Origin of the sequence: Francisella salimarina, from assembly GCF_007923265.1 — a bacterium.
GTDB lineage: Bacteria > Pseudomonadota > Gammaproteobacteria > Francisellales > Francisellaceae > Francisella > Francisella salimarina.
Genome location: NZ_VOJA01000004.1, coordinates 205,588 through 227,763, shown reverse-complemented (window position 1 = coordinate 227,763; position 22,176 = coordinate 205,588). Strand labels below are relative to the sequence as shown.

The following is a 22,176-nucleotide window of genomic DNA, read 5'->3' as shown; positions in this document are numbered from 1 at the left end:
CTAAAAATTTGCTAATTATCTCAAAATATAATAGCATTAAGACTGCTGAATTCTTTTAAGCTTATAGATAAAAAAGGAATAAAATGGAAAAGATTAATCATAAAGATATACAAGATAAATTATGGAGCAATGAAGATGAAAGTAATTTATCTAATGAGCAGTATAATCAACTGCTAATTGAGCAATATAGAATATATGTTGAGCTAACCGACAGAACTAGCTATAGAAGAATTGTAATTAATTTATTCTTCTTAGTTTTCAACCTTGTTCTTGTAGGTACTGTTGCTTTGGCAATTAGTAATAACATTAATGTTGAGAACCCACCATCAGGCATACTTGTTACTATACCTTATTTTGCGGGATTAGTATTCTGCTATGCTTGGTGGAAAATTATAAGATTCTTTAGACATCATATACAAATAAAAAACAGTATTGTTCCATCTCTTGAGAAGCGTCTTCCTTCAAAAGTATGGTTGACTGAGGAGCATATTGCTGAACAAAAAGGATCTTTCAAACCTATCAGAATACTCGAAATATATATGCCCTTCATCTTTATGGGTATTTATTCAGCACTATTCTTATTTGTTGAGCTTAACTGGCTTCCTCATACATTAAACTAATTTTATTTCTAAAAACTTTTCTCAAAATAAACTACTCTATTAGATTGCCTGTCGTTTCTTTTAGTCAGCTAACTATATTCATAGTAACAAAATAACTTAAAACTAGTACAATCATGTAAAAGTTACTGAAGTAAACTTAGCGTAGTATTTTATAGTTGTGATCATATAGAATTTAATAAAAATGGGGATTGATAGCTAGCAAGTAATTTTCTTTGCCTCCTTAGAAATATATTCATCATTAGTTTGCCAAAGTTGATTTAACCAAGTCTGGAAGTGCTCCTTATCAGCTTCGCTACTAAAATAATCTCCCATAGGTACTTCAGATATAGGGATTAAGTCTACTTTCACTTTGATCTGCTTAGTTCTTCTAGTCATATAATCCCATAAAGTCTGTTTAGGATTATCATAAACTATAGTCGTATTTAGAACCCCTACCACCCTATCTGAGAGGCTTTTTAGAATAACTGCTATACCTCCAGCTTTTGGATTAAGTAAATTCTTATAGTTACTCTTAACAGCCTTTTGTGAGGTATATCTAGTACCCTCAACAAAGTTAACTATAGTCGTTGGTCTAGAGGATAGCTTTTTACAGTACTCAACAGTTTTTTTAATATCTTCGCCTTTTTTCTCTGGATGCTGCTTGAGATATTCTTTTTTATAGCGTCTCATCGCTGGAAACTCTAAAGCCCATGCAATCAACCCTAATACAGGTATAAAGAATACCTGAAACTTCATAAAGAATTTAGGAAAGGCTATTTTCTTATGAAAAATCATCATTAATATAAAAGTATCAAGCCAGCTCTTGTGATTGCATATAATTAAATAAGAGCCATTTTTATCCAACTCTTTATTCTGATCAACATCAATTTCAGTAGGTGATAAAAATCGAGCAATAAAAATAACAACACTTACCCATACACTCACAAAATATTGAACTGCTGAAGTACAAAAATACCTTATACCCTTTATCGGCACCAAAAGCTTAATTAATGAAAAAATAAATACTGGTATAAAAGTAATTATAGCAGTAGACATCAAACATACTATCGAGAATAGTCCATAGTAAGCATACCTAATAACATTTATCATCAAAGATTATTAAAAATTACTGATTGTTAGCTTAAATATTATCATTAATAAAAACTTTTTTGAAAGACTATAAAAGATATTAATCGTTTTTAACTAATATTGCTTAAGTAAAGACTTTATTATTAAGTGACTATCACTATCTATCATAACGGTTATAGCTCCATTATTATATGTGTCAAATATCCTTATCCGACTACTTTTATAAACCTGTTTATTGAATAGCTTATCAGATATGTATACTAGGTAATCAGTATTTGATTTTAAAAATTTAGTACTAAGGATTAAAGGACTAATCACTATATTTGGATTAATAATTCTATTGTATAAAGTGTAAATTTGTTGCTGATCTTTAGTACTTGAGTTATCTACAATTAAGAATTCTTTATTTCCGTGTCCAATAGTTATAAAGCAACTTTCATCATTAGAAAGAAACTTTACTTTTGTATCCCCAGTTAAGTTAAAATTATTTTTATAGCTACAGCTTTGATGTTTTCTGTTAGTTTCTAAATTTGTAACAACTTTTTTAACAGAGACTATTTGTTTAATAAAATTAAAAACCAAATCATTATCACTTGAACCAACCACTACTAAATAATTAATTTGTTTAATACCTACTAGCTTAATGTAGTTACCTAAAATATTTGCCAACACATATTCATTCTCTAAGTTTTCAGCTGAAATATATAGAAGACTTTTACCATTTTCTTCAATTAATATCATTAAATTTTTAGTATCAAAAATATGTATCCTAAAGTATTGATATTTCTCTGAAGTATTTTCTGAAGATTGCAAAAACACTAAGCATAAAGCTAATCCAAGCAGTCTGATTGAATTACTGAATGGGAAAATAACTAGAACAGTCCCAAAAATAATAATTATAAGACTAAAAAATGAAAAATAACTCCAATACTCAATAAAGCCAGCATAACCCGTCAAAAAGCTTAAATAATAAATTAATAATTTAATAATTAAGCTAGGAATGATCCACAAACTTAGTCCAACATAAGATAGTAGTAAACACACTAACAGTAATGGCACTATAACAAAACTAACCAAAGGAATTGCAACGATATTTGCTAAAATCGAAATAACTGAGAAACCGCCAAAATAATAAACTGAAATTGGTACTAAAAAGATTGCTAGATAAATTTGTGCAAGTAATGTTTTTGCTAATGTTGATTTATATTGTTGTAACACTATAGAAATAATAACCAAGAGCACAACAGCTGAAAAACTCAACCATAGGCTCACACTATATATTGATTCAAAATTAACCAACATTATAATGCCTAAAGCAACAATCAGTGATTTAACTATCGAAATACGCCTACCCAAAAGCCAAAATAATGCTACCACTAGAAGCATTATCAATGCTCGTTGTGTTGGCAAACTAAAGCCCGCTAATAAACTATATATAAAAGCTACTACCACAGAGGCAATAACACCGGTATATTGTGCTGGCAGCTTGCGACATAAGCGTGATGATAATGACCATAAGCCTCTAAAAATAACAAAAGTAATAAAAGCCAAAAGTCCTATGTGTAATCCTGAAATTACCATTAGATGTGATGTACCAGAGCTTATCAATAGATTTTGCTGAGATTGACTAAATTCTTTATCGCCAATAAGTAATGCTAGAATATAAGGTTTAAGTTCATTTCCTTGCAAATCTTTTTCTAGTTTATTAAATAAGTAATACCTTATCCTTTCGGGCAAGTATAAGCTTGCAGTACCTTTATAGATAATATCCGTATTATCCACCATCCGCCCTATGGCAACGATATCATTATGATCTAAATATTCAGAATAGTTAAAAGCTTCTACATTATCATACTCATGAGGCTTATATACTTTTGCTTCTAACTCTAACTTATTTGCTGGTACTAAATAATGGCGATATGATCTGTTAACCTTTAGTAAGACATCTCCGTATTTATAGCTATGAAAAATAAACTTATAATCGTTACCTTCTAGTCTGGGAATACTACTTATAACACCAGTGAGAAGAATATTTTGGTTATATTTAAAATCCTCAATCCTATCATATGAATAGCAAGAGCAAACACTTACAAACAAAAGCATTATGAGTAAACATTTTTTGTATAACATACAACAGCTAAACGACTCTTCTCCTGCTTTTATATTAGCTTAATTCAACGATAACTAATAGCTGAAAAAATACCAAACTTAGTCATGATAAAATTTCAAAAAAACAACTTACTTATACATCAATAAACAAAAATATTTCTTTACTACCAAGATACAATTTTTTTAACTAGTTATATTCTATGTTTTGAATATAAAAAAGCTATTAGAATATACTCTCTTACTGTTAATAAAAACCATTTAAAAATCATAGTACTGATAAGAATTTATCATGATAGTGATGCTTCTTAAAATGATTCTTATAAAAAAACTCAAGTTAATCGACTCTTTCTAAGATAATTACTATAAAATCTGCTAAAACATATTGCAAAATATGATTTATAGCGCTAGAATCTTCGCAAAATAAGCGCTACCGTAGTAGCAACCTCTCACAAGGAGGCATCAAATGTTTATAACTCACACACTACAACCTCCGAGTTGTTAGTCACAACTAACTTCATATAACTAATTTTGTGTAACCAGTTTAAGGGCTATTTTCAACCAAAGATATCCTTAAACTGTCTGTATAGGGATAGTTGTATCTAAAGCTAAATTACTTAAAAATAGTCTATTTATTTAATTCAAGATAATGAATTAGAAATAGACTTGTAATACTTTTATAGCCATTAAGATATATAAGCCCTATAAGTTCATATAATCACAAAATTAGTAACTCTAAGATAACTTGATTCGATTACTAAGGAGAATAATAATGTTCGCAAGTTATACAATAACAAAAAAGAGATTTCTACCAAATAAAGCTGATGTGATTATAGTAGCTTTAATATTAGTTGTTAGCGCACTAGCCTATTATGCTTGGAATGATATGCATCAATCATTTATTGATGCTTCATCAGTTTCAGCAATATCACTTGATCCAAGCCACTTACCATACTATATGTTGCGTACTACTATGCGATTGATTATAGGTATGATATTTTCATTTGCTTTTGCATTGATAGCTGGATATGCATGCGCTAAGAATAAACACTTTGCTAGAGTTTGTTTGCCAATCATAAATTTCCTAGAATCTGCGCCTTTATTAGGATTTTTGACATTTACCACCGCGTTTTTTATTTTTCTATTTCCACACTCAATTATGGGTTTAGAAGCTGCAGCAATCTTTGGGATATTTACATCTCAAGCTTGGAATATGGCACTAATCTTATACCAAACTATACGAATAGTGCCTGCAGAGCTAACAGAAGCTGCAACTGCTTTCAAGCTCAATGCGTGGCAAAGATTTTGGAAGATTGAACTACCTTATTCGGTACCTGGTTTACTTTGGAATATTATGGTTTCTCAATCAGCTGCTTGGTTCGCTATCACAGCTAGTGAAGCTATCCCGACTATCACAGGCGATGTTAACTTACCTGGTATAGGCTCGTATATAGCACTGGCATTAACTGACTCAAATATAACAGCTATCTTATATGCTCTTGTGGCCATTATCATTAATATAGCTCTATTTGATCAGCTACTTTTTAGACCTTTAGTCAAATGGTCAGAGAAGTTCAAATACGAATCTATCAACAATAAAACTACAGATAGCCCTTGGCTTTATCGCTCATATAAAAAATCTCAACTTGTAAATACTATAAAGCCAATTTTCAGCACTATTGTATTTTGGTTAATTAATGGCGCTAGCTTTTTAAATAAAAAAATTAATCTCAAATCACCGATTAGAGATATCAAGATATTGAAAAAGCTTAGCTGTATTGTTTGGTATATAGTAATTATCTCAGCATGTGTATGGGCAGGTAATGCTCTGTGGCACTTCTTCCCAGATGGTGATATGAGTTATTTGATACCACTAATGATAGAGACAACTGTTCGTGTGACTATCGCCATGATGATAAGTGTCGCTATATGCACACCATTAGGTATATGGATAGGTATGTCGAGCAAACGTACAAAAGCTATTCAACCAATAATACAAATAGGTGCAGCAATACCACAACCAATATTTTTTCCGATTGTTGCTGTACTTATATTAGGTGGTGGTGGATCGCTAAATGTTTGGTGTATTCCATTAATAATGACAGGAACCTCTTGGTATGTACTATTTAATGTCATAGCTGGTGTCTCTAGCTTGCCTACAGAAATAATAGAAATGACAAAATCTTTCCATCTAAAAGGTTGGAAATGGTGGTTTAAGTTTGCAATACCTGCTGTATTTCCATATATAGTCTGCGGAATTATTAGTGCTGCAGGTGGTGCTTGGAACTCGGCAATTGCAGCTGAATTGGTAATATGGGGCTCAAATACTATTAAGGTAGATGGAATTGGCGCACTGGTATCTACCACAACAGGCAATAACCAACTTCATGAAGCAGCCCTAGCAGTAGTTGCACTGTGCTCATTAGTGGCTTTGTGTGTGATATTTATCTGGAAGCCATTATATAAACTTGCTGAAACAAAATACAAATGTAACTAATCCATAAATATCTAAAAGGAGAATGAACATGACCGAATTTAAAAATAACACGTTAATAAATTGCTACGATATTTGCCTAGATTATAAGCAAGATAAAAAGAATATAAAAAGAGTAATTGAAAATCTAACTTTAAAAGTAAGAGAAAATGAGATAATCGCTATAGTTGGCAAATCAGGAGCAGGAAAATCTAGTCTTGTAAGAATATTAAGCGGACTATTAAAACCAACTTCTGGAAAACTTTTTTATAAGGGTTCAGCTATTGATAGTCCTTTAGAAAACATCGGCATGGTTTTTCAAAACTTTGCCCTTCTACCATGGCTAAATGTTTTAGAAAATGTTCTTTTTGGTGCAGACTCTCTTGGTATACCTAGATCACAAAGCAAACCTAAAGCTCTAGAGATTATCAAAAAGATTGGCTTAAATGGTTTTGAGGATGCCTATGTAAGCGAACTCTCTGGCGGCATGAAACAACGAGTAGGATTTGCTAGAGCACTAATGATTGAGCCAGAGATTCTATTTCTTGATGAGCCTTTCTCATCACTTGATATAGTCACTGCTAAAACTTTAAGAGATGACATTATGCGTCTATGGCATACTGGTCAGGCTAAGACAAAAGCCATTGTTCTTGTTACACACAATATTGAAGAAGCTGTAAATATGGCAGATAGAGTAATAATTCTCGATAGTAATCCAGGACGTATAGCATCAGAAAAAACTATAGAACTTAACTATCCTCGTGATCTCGAATGTGATTCAACTAGAATAGTTATTAAAGATATTAGCTCGACTCTACATGCTATTAATCAGTAATGAAAAAACTGTGCAATAATGCTTTGTATGAATATCTGAATACAAAATAGACCAATTAATACAATAATTGGAGAAAAATCAAATCCTGAATTAGTTGGTTTGATTATATTTCTAGCTCTTGATAATAATGGCTCCGTAACTTGATATATAACCATAATAATTGGATTATAGCCTCCTTGAACAAACCAACTAGATATTGCTCTTATTATTATCAAATATACATACATATTAATAACTGCAAAAACTATATCAATCAGCGGTTTAAAGAAAATAAACATCAAACTAAGACCAATACCATTTAATAAGCCTACAAGTAAATCCTGCACCACAAATACAATATACACAGCTACTATACATGACCAATCTAGATTCAAAAATCCTGGTATAAATTTTCTGAGAGGTAATATAGCAGCATTTGTCGCACGCATAATCATCTGACAAATTGGATTATAAAAATCTGCTTTTACCCACTGTAAGAAAAATCTGAACAGTAGTATAAAAGCATAAATGCCAAAGACAATATCTATCAAAAAAGTCGCTACATTAATCAAACCATTTAACATTTATATTTTCCTTTTATTTTTGCTGGCTAATAAAGTTCAAACCTGCAGCTATCGCCTCTACTTGAGCAAGTATACATTCTTGAGGATTTGTTCTTGGACTATCTGGATAAACCTCAGTCGTAGTTGTATACTCAGCATTTGATAAAGACATGCATAATTTTTCTTTGTCTGAATCACAAGCCATAATTCCATCTCTGATAATATCATCACCTAATATATTTATGCTAGGATCAGTAGGAGCAATATGAGTAACTTTAGCTACTGCATCAATTATATATTTCTGGAAGTCATAGTGTGGATTTCTATTATTAGCAACTAAATAAAATCCATCTGGAATACCCCACTTATCTATAGTTATACCCTCACGAGCTGCTAATGCTGGTCTAAATTCACTATCATCAGTATCTGTTGTCTCATGCAAATCTATATGCATCAGAAGTTCAATGTTCAATGAGTTAATATATTTCATTGCAAGAACCGACTCATCACAACCACTCTCCAGATAGAATGATCTATTAGGATCCATAGCATTAGGATTCCAGCGGTTAATTGTTTCATATCCCCAAGGACTTAAGCAAGGCAAGATCAAGATATTATAATCACTGGCAAACTCTCTAGCTCTATTTGCAGCAAAACTAATAGCTCCTTGTACACCACTTGTTTCATAGCCATGCACTCCACCTGTAACTAAAACATAAGGCTTACTAGCATCCCAGTTTTTAGTTTTAAGTGCATACAACTTATAGCTGCCTACTAAATAATCTAATTCTCCATAGACATCGATATCAAAATCATTTGATAATGCTAAAATCTTTTTTTCAGCTTCTTCTTGATACGATCTTTTTTTGCTTTGCTCAGATAACCATTGTTTTTTTTCTTCAGAGTCCCACTTCTTACCAAGTGTTCCAATATGATATTGTGTAGACATATTAATTCCATATAAAAATTTTATCTATGCAAATAGTATAACGATTAATAAGCCATCTCTGCAAAATTTTTATATATTATTTATTAGATCAATGTATAGTACTGATATTTTTGACTAGAACAATTAAAGTATACAATATTGAATTTTTATGGCTGGGCTAGCAGGATTCGAACCTGCGCATGACGGGATCAAAACCCGTTGCCTTACCGCTTGGCGATAGCCCAACATAAGCACTAACGAAAGTTAGTAGGCATAGTTTAATGTCTTGACCACCCATTTGTCAAGAGGTTTATCAAATTTTCTTGTAAGTTGCTGTAGTTTATTAATATTATTAGAAAGTAGATAAAAGCATGATCCAGTTCCTGTCATTCTAAAACCATCATCAATACTATACAAATATTGTTTAAACTCAGGATACTTTGTAAAGAATACATTTTCAAAATCATTATGCATAGTGTTAGTATCAAAGCTCAGATCTTTTGATAATATATCCTTTGTCTTAGCTAAATTCTCACTTTCAAAAAACTCTTTGGTACTAATATGAATATTAGGCTTAATTAATAGTGCATATTGTTGCTCAAATTCCTTAGAGTATAAAATATCCCCAATCCCTTCAGCCCATGCTGATCTGCCATACAGAAATATCGGCACATCTGCTCCAAGCTTTTTAGCTAAAGGTATCATCTCCTCATTTGATAGCTCAGGTAAGTAATAATCTCGTAATGCTATTAAAGTGGTTGCTGCATTTGAGCTTCCACCACCGAGACCAGCACCCATTGGTATATTTTTGATAATATCAATATCAACTCCGATATTCTCAATATTATAAGCCTCTTGAAACTCTTTAACAGCTTTATAAATCAAATTATCTTCTTGGGGAGCTATTTGTATATTACTTGTAATTTCAATCTTACTATAATTATTAAACCTAAAGCTAAGATGATCTTTTAGATCCAAAAATGTAAACCAGCTTTGTAAATTATGATACCCATCATCTCGCTTATTTAATATATGCAAAAACAAATTAATTTTTGCATAACTTTGATAATTTTTGGGTTCTATATTTGCCATGACTTTATAACAATCTTTAACGTTATATTCTCTCTAGACATTCTAATTTTAGCCGGTAACGGATACTTAGAATCAACTAGTTCATAATTCTGATAAGAAATATTCCAACCATTTTGAGATAATTTATGTGGCAACCCTTGCGAGTTCAGTTGCGTATTATATTTGATATTTGGTATAGCTACAGCTTTGATCCAATACTTAAGCCCATCAACGGGAACATACCAGCCTAACTGCTCCAACATTAAGGTTTTGGCATCTTTAGCTACTATTTTTTGCCCTTTGCTATTTTCAAGCGATACCTCATCAGTATCTCCTTTTATCTCAACACTACCTATACCCAAAGGACCATATAAGCTAATACTAAATTTATCACCATCTTGAGTGTATATATAGTTAGCAGATTCCGCCTGATTATTATAGATAATTCCTATAATCCCTTTTGTTTGCCACTTGTTTAACTGCAAAAGTTGTTCAGATGTTGCTTTCTGATCAAATTTCATATTATCATTTATTGGAGCAATACTAGATTGCACGCTAGTGCACGATACTAATAACGATACGAAAATCAGAGTTAATACCAATCTAATTTTGTGCTTTATATCTATTTTTGACTTTAACATAATGCTCAGCATTTTCTTTAATAATTTGTCTCTCATGATCACTAATTGGCCTAATCTTTTTGACCGGCGACCCTAAATACATATAACCAGACTCTAAAACTTTACCTGGAGGAACCAAACTTCCAGCGCCTAAGAAGACCCAAGGTTCAACAACAGCTCCATCAAGAATTATAGATCCCATACCTATTAGACAATTATTTTTGATCTCACAGCCATGTAATATCACACCATGTCCTACAGTCACATCATCTCCAATAGTTAGAGGATATCCTTGACCCGAATCCTTTGGGTACTCTGTAGTATGTAATGTACTGCAATCTTGAATATTGGTCCCTTTTCCAATAGTTATTGTTAAGAGATCACCTCTCACACTAACTTGAGGCCATATAGATGCATCTTGACTTAGAATCACATCTCCTATCACTGCGGCTGATTCATCAACGTAGGCTGAAGCATCAATATTTGGTACTTTATCATTAAAAACTCTTACACATCTAGACATAGCTGCTCTCTAGTCTTACTAACATCATCTCTTAATGATACCAAACTATAGCTATCAAATCTTAACCTTTTATCTTTATCAAAAGGCTGAGCATAGCCATTATCATCAATTATAAACAATGCTATAGCATTAGGATTATCTTTAAAGAATTTCTCGAGTGGGTAATTAGGTGTAATGTTTGTACTCCTGATAGTAGCACCTTGATTCAGTCTCTCTATTAAAACGTTGAAATCAGTACCCTCTTCAAACAACAGATTTGCTAGATTATTTTCTATCGACCCTATGCCTTTGTAGCTTTCTTTCTGAGATGCTCTTAACACAAAAACATTATTTGAACCAAATTCATACCTATATTTCATGGCTGATACAGCATTCACATATTCGCTAGTTGATAATCCTAGCATAGCTCCAATACCCACCAAATTAATACTCCAGTCAGCGTGTGCTGATACAGGACTACCATAATATGTATTCAAGCCTAACTGACGACATTTTTGGACATTTACCCAAGATGAATCAGTAACAACCACTTCAATATCATTTTTGACAAACACTTCTGCTAGTTCACGTGCAAACCTATTCCCGCCGATTATCAAAAATCCTTTACCTTCAGGTTCAGTAACTTTAAGAAGTCTTGATATATAAGGAGTAAATATACTTTGAAAAACCACAGTAAAAACAATTATCATAAATACAAAGAATACTAAAGTGTTAGCCTCATCGTATAATTCAGGATGAGATTTAGTAATTCTTACAGCAACCAATGCCGCTACAGATGCTGCTACAATACCTCGTGGATAAATAATACCCATGACAATTCTTTCTGCAAAAGTTGTTTTAGATTTAATAGAGCATAATAGAACTACAATTGGGCGCAAAATAAATTGTAAAAATAAAAATAGTACTATTAGATCTAGCCAATAGTCTTTGAACAAACTAAAATCTATCTCTGCACCCAGCACTATAAAAAGAACTGAAATAATAACTATACTTAGATTTTCTTTAAATGACAAAATATCAGACATCTTAATATCTTTCATATTAGCCATCACAAGGCCAGCAACCGTTACCATTAAAAGCCCTGCACCATGCATAGTAGCGTCAGTTATTATAAAACCTACAACTATTACAGCTAACACAAAAAAACTTTTTAGATATTCAGGAATATAATGCTTTCTAAAACTTAGTCCTATCAAGTAGCCAAAAATAAAGCCCGAAGTTATTCCCAAAATACATACGAAGATTATATAAGCTATGAATATACTTGTTCCATTAGGCTGATTTGCATAATTCCCCCCTATAACGAACCATGCTAACATGAATACAACTACTAAAGCTCCTATAGGATCTACAAGTATAGATTCCCACTTCAAGATACTTGCAATATGTCTTTTCGGTCTAACAGTTCTCATTAATGGAGGTACAACAGTTGGACCACTAACACATGTAATACCGCCTATTAGCATAGATAGCTCTAAGTTCAAGTCAATGACATAATAGCAGAACATTGCTGTGAGTATCACTGTAACCCCTAATCCTACGGTAGTCAAAAGTATTACAACACTACTGACACTCTTAATCTTACTAAAATTAAGTGATAAACTCCCCTCAAAGAGGATAATGGCCACACAAATTGATACAAATGGAGATAATGCTTCTCCAAAAATAATCGTACCATCTACAAGTTTAAAGCCTCCATGAAATACAGCTTCAGATAAAGGTCCTAAAATAATACCACTAAGGATCAAAAATAGTATTGAAGGAAGTTTTAGCCTCCATGATAAAAACTGAGATACAATCGCAAAAAACAATATTAAGCCAGATGCTAATAAGATGTAATTAGATGAATGCAGAAATAGCTCCAAACTATTATCCAAAATATAGCCTTAATTGAATATTTAATAATATAGTTTTAAACATTATATCCATATTAGTTTTTTTATCAATGTGATAACACGCTATGCCCAACTCTAAAATATAAACACCAAATATTTTTGTCGTATTTCTTATGCAAAAAATATACAATTTATAGCGTTTTAACACAAATATCATTACCATGGAAGTTGCTAACCTTAATAATTTAGAGTCAAATAAATTTATAAAATATATCACTCCTGCTGCTCTTTTTATCACATTGAAAATATTATGTGACCCACTTTTTCTTAACACTATAAATATTAATTTTTTAGGTATTCACCTAGTAATAACACAATCATCTTTGGTATATGCAGGAATTTTTGTCGTGTTAGATGTTTGTTCAATAATTTATGGCCTAAAAAACACTTATAAATTAATAATTCTAGCTATGGTAATGGATGGCATATACTCCTTTGGCGTTTATTCATCATCATTTTTTCATTTGGCTGATATATCTATAATCGGAGATAATAATCACATAAGATCAAGCGCTATACACCAAATCGCTGAGCCGACGATACTGTTATTTTTATCAGGAATGTTAAGCACCTTTGTGACAAATCTAGCAGAAGTCTCAATTTTTAGTTGGATTTATAAGAAACTCTTAAAAAATAATATCTTCTTCTCAACTATAATAAGTGTTGCGATAGTTATCCTAATAAACAATATAGTAATGCTCCCAATTATGATAAAAGACAAAAGTGTTCTATGGACTATGTATTGGTCAAACTTCACGATTAATATGATATTTATAACAGCTTATACAAGCATATATCTAATCTTCTTCAAAAATATCTATACTTCAACAAAAGTCTCTACTAAAGGTTAAATCTATACAACTTATTAGCGGTATTAAAGAATATATCTTGCTGTGATTTAGCATCTGCAAATGTGCTATAAACTATATTAAACCATTTATTATAATTATCTTTATTTGATACAGGGTAATTAGAACCATAACAAAGTTTTGATGTAGCAACACAATCTTTTACCTCATTTAAGATCTCTTTAATATCGTCCTCGTCATTATTTAGATCTCCTCCTGACAGCTTTAGATATAGATTTTGATTATTATCAACATACCTAAGCAAATCTCTCCAATACAGAAGATTGTCTTTTCTTGTTTTTATAGGTAGCCCAAAATGCTCAACACAACAAGTCACATTTGATCTAAGAATATCTGACACAGCACTAACAAACTGTTGAGGATACATCTGACATTCAAATATCATATTATATTTTTTTAAGATGACTAATTTTTCAAACAAGTCTGATGGAATTTCTTTATCAAAAGGGCTATATTTAGCACCAGAATCCTTAGACATTATTTGTCGAACACCTACTATATCTTTACAAGATGATAATTCAATTATTTTTTGTTCGAATGATTGCTCATCCTGTGTAAAGTCTACAAAGGCAATAACTTTTATATTTTTGTTGCTAAAATTAGCAACTAACCACTTATATTCACATAAATGATCAATATCTTCAGTATGAGCTTCTATATGTACAAAGTTATCTATTTTAAAATCAGACGGTAATACCTTTGTAGGCAAATCGGTATCCTTGACCCATCTATTGTAACCATTATCAATATCCCAAAAATGAATGTGTGAGTCTATTATTTTTTGCATAAAGTTTACCTCGCCGTATAGCCCCCATCTACCGGAACTAAAGATCCAGTCATAAATGAACTTTTGTCACTCAGAAGAAAAATCACAACATTAGCAACCTCTTCTGCAGTGGCTACTCTGTTAATAGGTATTTCTTTTGCCTCACTTTTCTCGATATCGGCTAAATCAATTCCACTTACTAAAGAGTGTGTTTCTATTGCCTTTCTATACAGTGGAGTATCTGTAGTACTAGGACAAACAGTATTTACTCTTATATTTTTAGGTGCTAAATCTAGTGCCAATGATTTTGTCATCTGAGCAATTGCCCCCTTAGTCAAACCATACGCGAAATTATTCGTTTTACCAACAAAGCACTGATCTGAACCATTAAAAACTATAGAAGCCCCTGATTTAATACTCTCAGCCAAAGATTTCAAAATTACCACACTAGACATTAGGTTAATTGATATACACTTATTTATTTCATCCAAAGACTGAGAAAATATCGACCCACTTTGATGAATTCCAGCATTAAAGAATACCCCATCAAAGTCTATACCGCTTGGCAAAATAACATCAATGCCCTTATAGTTAGACAAATCAAATTTAATAAATACCTCTTTTTCAAGAACTTCTTCTGGAGTAACAATATCAATATTGTAAACAGTATCGCCTTGCGATACTAACTGCTTTAAAACAGTTCTGCCTATACCCGAGCTAGCGCCCGTGATTAAATAATTCTTAGTACACATAGAATAAATCTCTTTGGAAAATAAAAATAATGAAACATACATTAACAGTATTTTATCATAAACACACTATGATCTTGACAGGCTAAAACACTTTATAGTTTTTAGTCTATATATATACAGATAAGTCCAACGTTAATGTATTCATGTGCTCTCCATTATATAGTCGCTGATATGAATATTCCGGACCAAATAAGACATTATCATCAAAGTATGCCCTCTGTGCAGAGGCAATAATTTGATTCTTAATTCCTGAAGATGTAAGACCAAATGTTGGAGATGCATTTGATGTTGGCATAGGTATATTTTCAGCATTATATGACTGCCCATAAGTAACGTTAAAGTTTGTATCTCTCCCACCTAAGGTAAGAGCATAAGCTACACCTAAATACCATGCCCCAGTATTTACGCTAGAACCATTTTGGTGGAAATCCTGCTTATTGGTTGTAGCTGACCATCCACCCTGTAATTGCCAGATACCCCCAAGCATTGAATATGCCAAAGTACCATCAAAGTTTAACACACCAATATTCTTTTCATTCTCTCCTATATTATCCAAAAATTGAGAGATACTATCATTACCAGCACCAGCAATATTAAAAACATATCCAGCATTAAAACCAACAGATAAGTCTTGAGTCCAAGAATCCGTATAGAAAAATCCAGCCGAAAAATTGGCTCTTTTATCATCAGAGCCAAAAACTGTTATATTAGTGTTTATAATATCATTCTTATAGTTTAGCGAAACATTAGTAACCTTATCAGGCGATAAAAACTCATCGATAATACCACTAGTCCATGGTCCACCGCCACCATAAGACCCTACTGAAAGCTTACTTCTACCAGCGGTAACAAAAAATGGTGATGTATCTAAATTACCAAAGATAACAAATGCATTCCCTAAGCCAAAACCTCCTGTCTCATCCGTATCAAAATCAAATTGAGCTGTTACATAATGACCTAAGTTAGATAAAAAATATAATTTTGAATTAGTTAAATAAATATTTTGTCCATTAGCTGGGAAATTTGGAGCTCCACCTGCTCTACTTATCTGACTTCCAAACCATGTTTGAGCATCTGCTTCTATGTACCCACCAAAAAATACTGAGTAATCATCAAAAGTATCTCTTTGTCCCAATATTGTCGATGCAAAAAGATTACTTGAAATCATTCCTATCGGAATACTGTTGTTACCCGAATATGATCCCAAATAAGTTATTTGACCTTGAGTCGTAATTGCAGGTGTCCCACCAACATCAATTCTACCATTTGATACAAAGACTCCTTGAGAACCTGTACTATCACCTAGTGACTTACCATCGCTTGCTATATTAGAAGCAATATCTTGTGGAGTTACTCCATCTAGCCCAAGTTGATTGAAATTTTCATTAGCTATTTTCTGGCGATACGTACTAAACTGTGACTTATTATTAACACCTGTATTTTGAGACTGCACCTTACCTATTTCTTGCTTAAGTATAGATATTTGCTGTTGAAGATCAGAGATTATTTGCATCTCCTGTTTTGACAGGCTTGCTTGCTCAGCAGACTCGCCAGCATATACTTTTATTGTGGTAAAAAGAAATAATATAAATATCCATTTAGAAAATAGTTTCACATAATCAAATCTTTGAATAAAAGTTGAGATAGATTACTTTATTTCTAATGGACGCTAAATATTAATATTTAATGGCAGATATTAATTATTGATTGGAAAAAGAATTTACTCTTACATTTTTTTGATATATTCTGCAGCATTGTCATCCAAAGAAATAATACCAGTATTTGCATCATAATAGATAAGCTCAGCATAACGAGCCCAATCAATAAAAGTATCAAATACACGCTCTGCGATTTCCATTGGATAATAGTCATCCAACTCTGCCAAGAACCTACTTCTAGGAGCAGATTGACTCTCTCTTTCACTCAAAACTTTGACAACATGACGAGCTAATGGAATATACTTTAAGAATAATCTTCCAAAAATAAACTTTCTTTCATCAATATTTGAATCAATAAACTTACGCCCCATCGCAGTCATTTTGATATCACCATCAGATACTTCTGCAAATCGTAAGATTGATAAAATCTCGATAATAGGAAATAGATCATCAATATCAAGATGCAAGTCATCCGCTAATTGAGGTAGATCTACTGCTTCAACATCCTTGATCTCAGCCATCTCATCTAAAAGACCATTCATCTCTGAAATATCCACATCTGGTAGGCGATACCCAATAGTTATAGCAGTCTTTTTGTTCATACGCTCAGACAACTCTTTAGTTTGAGCAGTAGTCATCATACGATAAACCTGATCAACCAAATCTGCTACTACAGGATCTTGAGAGCTTCTTGGATGAGGAATATCTATTTTTAATTCACCACGTATGAATCCTGGATTACTACCAAATATAATAATTCTATTTGCTGTTAAAACTGCTTCTTCAATACTATGAGTAACATACAGAATACCTTTCATTGCTTCATTGTTTTCCCAAAGATCAAGTAAATCCTCTCTAAGGTTCTCAGCAGTAAGAATATCAAGGGCAGAAAAAGGCTCATCCATTAACAAAACATCTGGTTCTAATACAAGGGCTCTAGCAAAACCAACACGCTGCTTCATACCACCAGAGAGCTCTTTCGGATAAGCATTCTCAAATCCATCAAGACCTACCATATCAATCGCTTTTAATGCTCTTTTTTTACGCTCTCTAGCTGGAATATTGCGCGCTTCAAGGCCTAACTCAACATTTTGCAAAACAGTAAGCCATGGCATAAGCGCAAAGCTTTGAAAAACCATAGAAATATCTGGAACAGGTGCGGAGACTTTCTTACCTCTATACATTACTTCACCTGAACTTGGACTTAACAAACCTGCGATAATTCTAAGTAAAGTTGACTTACCAGATCCAGATTTACCAAGTAGTGCGACAATCTCACCTTCATGTAAAGTAAAATCAATATTATCTAATACTTTAAGTGTATGACCACCTTTGATGTTAAATTGCTTATTAACTTTTTCTACTGTAAAAATTTTTTTTGAACTCATTTTCTAAAAATCTCCTATGCTTACATATTCATACTAAAGCGATTTTCTGCATAGTTATATAATCTGCGCCAGAACAGTTTATTAGATGCTACAACCAATACACACATTACTATCACACCTAGCAATACATTTGCCGTATGATCGCCCTGTAGGTTTGTATAATAAGTAATATAATCTCCAAGACCTGATGCTTGAATTATTGACTGATCTCCAGTCCCCCAGTTGATATATTCACACACAATACTTGCATTCCATGCTCCACCAGCTGCGGTAATTGCGCCTGTAACATAGTATGGCATAACTGCTGGGAACAAGTACTTACGCCATTTCATAAAACCTTTTAGTTGCATATTCTTAGCAGCTAGTTTTAGCTCGTCCGGAATTGCTGAAGCACCAGCAATCACATTAAACAATATGTACCACTGTGTCCCAAGGGCCATCAATAAAATACACCAAATATTAAAGTTAAGACCCAGAGTTATCACTAAAGTCCCAAAGATACCATATAGAACGTTAACTGGGAATGCTGCAGCCATCTGTGCATAAGGCTGTACTTTTTGAGCAATCCTAGGTCGCATACCAACCCATACGCCTATCGGCACCCAGATTATTGATGTAATTATAATAAGCACAACAACTCTAAAGCCTGTGAGTAAACCATACCCAAAAACCTTAAAAGTCTCTGATAGACCAATATCAGAATTGTTACCATACACAGCTTGATAAGCAAAGTAGAACAATCCAATAACTATCATCAAGGTAAATACTGTCCACAATATTTTCTGTAGCAATGTTTCTTGTCTTTCTTGCTTTCTGTGTCTTGGTTGATTATAGACTTTATTTAAATTTTTCTTAAAAAATCTTATATTTACCAAAGTTGAAGTTATACTTCCAAACATATTCGAAAAAAGCTTTGTTATTGCAGACTTTTGCAATATCTTCAAAAACCATGATTTACTATAGACTTCTGATTGATTCTCACCCAAAACAAACTTCTCTGACCACACAACCAGAGGTCTAAAGAGTAGCTGATCATACAAAATAATAGTGACTAACATCATCACTATTGCTGCACCAACTGCTCCAAAATCTTGAGCATTGTTCGCTGCATCTATAAATGATCCTATACCTGGTAAGTTAATAGGTATTGACTGTGAAGCACTGAAATTAACAATTATTGTCTCTGATGCAACTATCATAAACCAACAAGCTGACATTGACATCATAGTGTTCCAAACAAGTCCTGGCATTGAGAAGGGAACCTCAACTTTCCAGAATCTTTGCCATGCCGAAAGCTGATACATATCAGCTGCTTCAGCCAATTCTTTAGGTACAGTTTTAAGAGACTGATAAAAACTTAATATCATATTCCATACTTGAGCTGTTATAATCCCAAATATCACAGCGGATTGAGCTCCCCATAGTGAGCTTGGGAATAAAACTAAAAATCCAGTAACTGTAATAGCAAAGAAGCCCAAAATAGGAATGGACTGTAAAATATCTACAGCAGGAATAATTATACTCTCTGCTCTTTTACTTTTTGCTGCTAATGCTCCAAATATAAATGTAATCAATAAAGAAATACCTAAACCAATAAACATCCGCATAACTGTTTCTGCTGTATAGTAGGGCAAAAGCCAAAGGTTTAAAGAAACTTCCGAATACTGTTGAACACTTGTTTGATTTGTATAGTCTATATTCCCGCCCAAACCTGAAGTTGACCACACAAATATACTTAATACTAAAAGTATAATTGATAACGCTAAAATATCCCACTTAGTGCGAGAAACCTTTGCTGACATATTAGAATTATATAATCTTTTCATATGTCAAAACCCTTTGGTTTTTTTCAACAACGCTTTTAGTATATGCTATTTAGCTTTGTTTTTGTATTATAAATTTGATAATATTTTGCTAGAATCAAGGTAACTATAAGCATTACTAAATTGCAAAAATGAAAAAAGAACAAAAAATTATAAAAGTAAAACCTGGCGAAAGAGTATCTTGTCCAACAAAATATCATGAAAATTGGAATCTACACCCAAGAGTTTATATTGACCTTCAAGATAAGAAAACTAATACTTGTCCATACTGTGGTACCGTTTTTAAAGTAGAAAAATAATTAATCTTTTTCTATCCTTGCATCTTCATTGCTATCTTGATCTAACTGCTTTATAAAGTATGTCTTTACATCCCTATACTCACTTTGATAAATATCTACCTTATCTCCGGAAGCGTATTCAACATCTGTAAACTGCTCAAATGTTATCGGTGAAGATTTACCATCCTCTAAAACCTCAAACTGATATTTACCTTTTATTTTATCTACATCTTTAGTAGATGCGTAGATGTAGCTACCACCAGCTCCTACTAGAGCTCCACTTCCTGCTCCTATCAAAGCCCCAGCTCCAGCTCCCATCAAAGCGCCTGTCCCCACACCAACAGCTGCAACTCCTCCCATAGCAGCAACACATGGAACAATCCCTAAACCTAAAGTAACAATCGTGCATACTGCAGTACCTATTGCTATTGCAAACACTCCCCCAAATACAGCTCCCGTCCCAGCACCTACTGCTGCACCTGTACCAGCACCAACAGCGGCACCACCACCTGTGCCAGTGAGGACATCATCTTTGGTCTCTTGCTTTTTTACTTCTTCCTTTGTTAATAGTTGCTTCTCAGATAAGATAACTCCAGGTCCTACTTCTGTAATTTTTGGATTACTTGAACATCCTGTTAACAATATTGACAAAACTATTACCGAATACTTCTTCATGATGCTCCTTATTTATTACGATCAATAACAACTCCAATTTTGCGCTATATCTTGACTAGCTACTATTCCGCCATAAATGTCGACTACTATAATGGGATATACAGTATACTTAATGTTATGACACCCCAGATTAGTCCTAAAATAGCTCCTACAATACTACCTACTAATATTCCATTTTTAGCATTTGAGTTATTACTTATAGTTACATATGATGTGATAGTTACTATCAATACTAATACAAATAGGTTTTTTATAAACTTCATAACTTATCACCCCATATTTATCAATTTGGCAAAAGCCCCGAGATAGCCATAAATTTTGACATATTAAAAACTAAACTTTACTTTACTTCAAATTGATATTTTTTATTTCGCATATAAGTTTTACTGATACATATATGACAAAAAGTTACTATTGCTGATTAAAAATAAGATTAAATATGACTATAAGATATTGGAAAATACTGAAAAAATAGCTCTAACTATTTTGTCTGTTGTAAATTATTTAGTACCAAATCTTGAATATGATATATAGCTTGCATATCCTGCTTAGACTGACCTTGTTCGCCCATACTGACTTCTAAGTATACTCTGTCATTTCTTTGGGTTGCTTCAAATGTAACAAGTTCTTTATATTTATTAGAATAGGTCCATACTGTAGATTTTTGTTCACTATAGTCATCACCCTTTACTTCAAACTGTTTAGGATGCTGTTTTATAGCCTCTTTGATTGCAGCATATACCTGTTTAACAGAAATTCCTTGTTGCATTTCAAGACCATATCGACCGCCATCAGATTCAAATCTATTATCTTGAACTACCATATCACCACCAAGGAAAGGTATACAACTAGCTATAAGCAAAGTTACTAAAACCAAAGATACTAGCCTTTTCATCTATATACTCCCATTATAAAATAAAAGCCTAAAATAACGGCTATTAAAGATACAATTACACTAACAAGGATATATCCAATAGCTAATAATGCCTCCCCACGTTGTAGTAAGTTGAGGATATCTAAACTAAAGCTAGAAAAGGTAGTAAACCCTCCAAGAAAACCTGTAACAAAAAGAGATCGAACGTATGTCGAAATATCTTCATTAAAGAGCTTAGTCTCTATCAAAAAAGCTGCCATCATTCCAATAATTAGAGAACCAATAACGTTACATAGTAATATACCCAAAGGAATTTGCTTAGAAATATTTGCTGTTGCTTGAGTCAACGCAAATCTTGACATGGCACCAAGGCCACCACCGATACCAACCAATACTAATAAAAGTCCCATTT

General features: G+C 32.8%; 22 protein-coding genes and 1 tRNA gene. 5 read left to right on the top strand and 18 right to left on the bottom strand.

Annotated features, from left to right (window positions below):
- The first annotated feature begins 83 nt into the window (after positions 1–83).
- Positions 84–620 (top strand): intracellular proliferation membrane protein RipA, encoded by a 537-nt coding sequence (locus tag FQ699_RS06565; protein WP_146421668.1) that lies wholly within the window; start codon positions 84–86, stop codon positions 618–620.
- A 195-nt stretch (positions 621–815) separates the two neighbouring features.
- Here FQ699_RS06565 and yihG read toward each other — a convergent pair whose 3' ends face one another.
- Positions 816–1,709, bottom strand: a complete 894-nt coding sequence (gene yihG, locus FQ699_RS06560) for a 1-acylglycerol-3-phosphate O-acyltransferase, YihG family (RefSeq protein WP_146421667.1) — start codon at positions 1,707–1,709, stop codon at positions 816–818.
- Between the two features lie 93 nt (positions 1,710–1,802).
- Positions 1,803–3,818 (bottom strand): ComEC/Rec2 family competence protein, encoded by a 2,016-nt coding sequence (locus FQ699_RS06555; RefSeq protein WP_146421666.1) that lies wholly within the window; start codon positions 3,816–3,818, stop codon positions 1,803–1,805.
- 748 nt (positions 3,819–4,566) lie between these two features.
- On the opposite strand from FQ699_RS06555, the gene FQ699_RS06545 reads away from it, so the two are divergent.
- Entirely contained in the window at positions 4,567–6,291 is a 1,725-nt protein-coding gene (locus FQ699_RS06545; protein ID WP_146421665.1) for an ABC transporter permease subunit, read from the top strand.
- Positions 6,292–6,319: 28 nt separating this feature from the next.
- Positions 6,320–7,102, top strand: coding sequence for an ABC transporter ATP-binding protein (locus FQ699_RS06540; protein ID WP_146421664.1), 783 nt, complete (start codon positions 6,320–6,322; stop codon positions 7,100–7,102).
- Here FQ699_RS06540 and FQ699_RS06535 read toward each other — a convergent pair.
- The 7 genes from FQ699_RS06535 to FQ699_RS06505 all read right to left on the bottom strand — a co-directional run bounded on the left by FQ699_RS06535 (position 7,096) and on the right by FQ699_RS06505 (position 12,663).
- A complete protein-coding gene (locus FQ699_RS06535; protein WP_013921934.1) occupies positions 7,096–7,665 on the bottom strand; it encodes a YggT family protein in 570 nt (189 codons plus the stop codon). The two genes, FQ699_RS06540 and FQ699_RS06535, sit on opposite strands and share 7 nt — an antisense overlap.
- Positions 7,666–7,678: 13 nt before the next feature.
- Positions 7,679–8,593 (bottom strand): M14 family metallopeptidase, encoded by a 915-nt coding sequence (locus FQ699_RS06530; protein WP_146421663.1) that lies wholly within the window; start codon positions 8,591–8,593, stop codon positions 7,679–7,681.
- Positions 8,594–8,742: 149 nt separating this feature from the next.
- A tRNA-Gln gene (locus FQ699_RS06525) sits at positions 8,743–8,817 on the bottom strand.
- Between the two features lie 19 nt (positions 8,818–8,836).
- Positions 8,837–9,664, bottom strand: a complete 828-nt coding sequence (gene ispE, locus FQ699_RS06520) for a 4-(cytidine 5'-diphospho)-2-C-methyl-D-erythritol kinase (RefSeq protein WP_146421662.1) — start codon at positions 9,662–9,664, stop codon at positions 8,837–8,839.
- Positions 9,652–10,284 carry a lipoprotein insertase outer membrane protein LolB gene (gene lolB / locus FQ699_RS06515; RefSeq protein ID WP_369853246.1) on the bottom strand — a complete coding sequence of 211 codons (633 nt, stop codon included), beginning with the start codon at positions 10,282–10,284 and terminating at the stop codon, positions 9,652–9,654. The genes ispE and lolB overlap by 13 nt, the downstream gene beginning before the upstream one ends.
- A complete protein-coding gene (locus tag FQ699_RS06510) occupies positions 10,247–10,786 on the bottom strand; it encodes a gamma carbonic anhydrase family protein (RefSeq protein WP_146421660.1) in 540 nt (179 codons plus the stop codon). The genes lolB and FQ699_RS06510 overlap by 38 nt, the downstream gene beginning before the upstream one ends.
- Positions 10,771–12,663 (bottom strand): cation:proton antiporter, encoded by a 1,893-nt coding sequence (locus FQ699_RS06505; protein ID WP_146421659.1) that lies wholly within the window; start codon positions 12,661–12,663, stop codon positions 10,771–10,773. The genes FQ699_RS06510 and FQ699_RS06505 overlap by 16 nt, the downstream gene beginning before the upstream one ends.
- A 179-nt stretch (positions 12,664–12,842) precedes the next feature.
- On the opposite strand from FQ699_RS06505, the gene FQ699_RS06500 reads away from it, so the two are divergent.
- Positions 12,843–13,532 carry a VUT family protein gene (locus FQ699_RS06500; RefSeq protein WP_013921928.1) on the top strand — a complete coding sequence of 230 codons (690 nt, stop codon included), beginning with the start codon at positions 12,843–12,845 and terminating at the stop codon, positions 13,530–13,532.
- On the opposite strand, the gene FQ699_RS06495 is transcribed toward FQ699_RS06500, so the two are convergent.
- From FQ699_RS06495 to FQ699_RS06475, 5 genes are all read right to left on the bottom strand, one after another.
- Complete coding sequence (locus FQ699_RS06495) at positions 13,522–14,337, bottom strand: amidohydrolase family protein (RefSeq protein ID WP_146421658.1); 816 nt, start codon at positions 14,335–14,337, stop codon at positions 13,522–13,524. The two genes, FQ699_RS06500 and FQ699_RS06495, sit on opposite strands and share 11 nt — an antisense overlap.
- Positions 14,338–14,342: 5 nt before the next feature.
- A complete protein-coding gene (locus FQ699_RS06490; protein ID WP_146421657.1) occupies positions 14,343–15,068 on the bottom strand; it encodes an SDR family NAD(P)-dependent oxidoreductase in 726 nt (241 codons plus the stop codon).
- Between the two features lie 106 nt (positions 15,069–15,174).
- On the bottom strand, positions 15,175–16,683 hold the full coding sequence (locus FQ699_RS06485) for a DUF3573 domain-containing protein (RefSeq protein WP_146421656.1): 1,509 nt from the start codon (positions 16,681–16,683) through the stop codon (positions 15,175–15,177).
- Positions 16,684–16,794: 111 nt separating this feature from the next.
- Entirely contained in the window at positions 16,795–18,114 is a 1,320-nt protein-coding gene (locus tag FQ699_RS06480; RefSeq protein ID WP_146421655.1) for an ABC transporter ATP-binding protein, read from the bottom strand.
- A 20-nt stretch (positions 18,115–18,134) separates the two neighbouring features.
- Positions 18,135–19,940 (bottom strand): ABC transporter permease, encoded by a 1,806-nt coding sequence (locus tag FQ699_RS06475; protein WP_013921923.1) that lies wholly within the window; start codon positions 19,938–19,940, stop codon positions 18,135–18,137.
- A 128-nt stretch (positions 19,941–20,068) separates the two neighbouring features.
- Between FQ699_RS06475 and FQ699_RS06470 the strand changes: the two genes are divergently transcribed.
- Positions 20,069–20,236: a zinc-finger domain-containing protein gene (locus FQ699_RS06470; RefSeq protein WP_013921922.1), complete on the top strand. Its 168-nt coding sequence runs from the start codon at positions 20,069–20,071 to the stop codon at positions 20,234–20,236.
- Here FQ699_RS06470 and FQ699_RS06465 read toward each other — a convergent pair whose 3' ends face one another.
- The 4 genes from FQ699_RS06465 to crcB all read right to left on the bottom strand — a co-directional run bounded on the left by FQ699_RS06465 (position 20,237) and on the right by crcB (position 22,174).
- Entirely contained in the window at positions 20,237–20,890 is a 654-nt protein-coding gene (locus FQ699_RS06465; RefSeq protein ID WP_146421654.1) for a hypothetical protein, read from the bottom strand.
- A gap of 86 nt (positions 20,891–20,976) precedes the next feature.
- Positions 20,977–21,153: a hypothetical protein gene (locus tag FQ699_RS09690; RefSeq protein ID WP_179951680.1), complete on the bottom strand. Its 177-nt coding sequence runs from the start codon at positions 21,151–21,153 to the stop codon at positions 20,977–20,979.
- A gap of 218 nt (positions 21,154–21,371) precedes the next feature.
- Positions 21,372–21,785 carry a hypothetical protein gene (locus FQ699_RS06460; RefSeq protein ID WP_146421653.1) on the bottom strand — a complete coding sequence of 138 codons (414 nt, stop codon included), beginning with the start codon at positions 21,783–21,785 and terminating at the stop codon, positions 21,372–21,374.
- The gene (gene crcB, locus FQ699_RS06455) at positions 21,782–22,174 is read right to left on the bottom strand and encodes a fluoride efflux transporter CrcB (RefSeq protein WP_146421652.1); all 393 of its coding nucleotides are present in this window, start codon (positions 22,172–22,174) and stop codon (positions 21,782–21,784) included. Before crcB ends, FQ699_RS06460 begins: the two co-directional genes overlap by 4 nt.
- Positions 22,175–22,176 lie beyond the last annotated feature (2 nt).